At 45.9% G+C, this 1,323-nt stretch carries 1 protein-coding gene; it reads left to right on the top strand.

Annotated features, from left to right (window positions below; translation table 11 throughout):
- Positions 1–1,323 (top strand): phosphatidylglycerol lysyltransferase domain-containing protein (locus tag ACWHAR_RS21625; RefSeq protein WP_452087787.1); only part of this gene is annotated, 1,323 nt, incomplete at both ends.

Here is a 1,323-nt window from a genome sequence, read left to right as displayed (position 1 = left end):
TTCCTATACGATGGCCATTACAGCGCTTGTCGGCGGCTTTGTGTTCAGCTTTTTAAAAGGGCTTAACATCAGCGCGATATTCGTACTGCCGATGATTATCGTATTGCTTGTGCTATTGAAAAAACAATTTGTCCGCGAACAGGCATCCTATACACTGGGACAATTGATATTCGCTGTGGCGCTGTTTACTGTGGCGCTCTTTAACTACAATCTGATCGCGGGCTTTATTTGGGACCGGATGAAGAAGGTGCTGCGTCACGAATATTTCGTCCACAGCACCTCGCATATTACACATGCAACCATCATGGCGATCATTATTGTGCCGCTGTTCTTCTTGATATTTACAGTGGTCTATCATAAGAGAACGAAACCGATCGGAGAGAAAGCTGACCCTGAGCGTCTTGCTGCGTTTCTCAATGAAAAAGGCGGCAACGCGCTGAGCCATCTTGGTTTTCTTGGAGATAAGCGGTTTTATTTTTCTAGTGGTGGGAATGCACTGCTTCTGTTTGGGAAAATCGCCAGAAGGCTGGTCGTGCTCGGCGATCCGTCTGGCCAAAGAGAATCATTCCCGCTCGTGCTGGAAGAATTTCTGAACGAAGCGCATCAGAAGGGATTCAGTGTTTTGTTCTATCAAATTGAACGAGAGGACATGGCGCTGTATCACGATTTTGGCTACAACTTCTTTAAATTGGGCGAGGAAGCATATGTAGATTTAAATACATTTACCTTGACTGGGAAGAAAAAAGCCGGCCTTCGGGCAATCAATAACCGCTTTGAGCGGGAGGAGTATACTTTCCATGTGGATCATCCCCCATTTTCTGATGCGTTTTTGGAGGAGCTGAAGCAAATCTCAGACGAATGGCTCGGCTCGAAAAAAGAGAAGGGATTCTCGCTCGGATTTTTTGATCCTTCTTATTTACAGAAAGCGCCGATCGCCTATATGAAAAATGCAGAAGGAGAGATCGTTGCATTCGCAAATGTCATGCCGATGTACCAGGAAGGAGAGATATCGGTTGATCTGATGCGCTATCGCGGCGACGCTCCAAATGGCATTATGGACGCATTGTTTATCCGTATGTTTTTATGGGCAAAGGAAGAGGGCTGCACGTCATTTAATATGGGGATGGCACCCTTGGCTAATGTCGGCACTGCCTTTACATCCTTCTGGTCCGAAAGGTTTGCCGCTGTCATTTTTAATAATGTCAGATACATGTACAGCTTCAGCGGCCTAAGAGCCTTTAAAGAAAAATACAAACCGGAGTGGCGAGGGAAATACTTAGCGTATCGGAAAAACAGATCTCTTTCTGTCACCATGTTCCTCGT

The sequence above is a fragment of the Bacillus sp. LR--39 genome (assembly GCF_053613335.1).
Note: the sequence above shows the minus strand (reverse complement) of the source record. Positions and strands in the feature narration are given on the sequence as shown.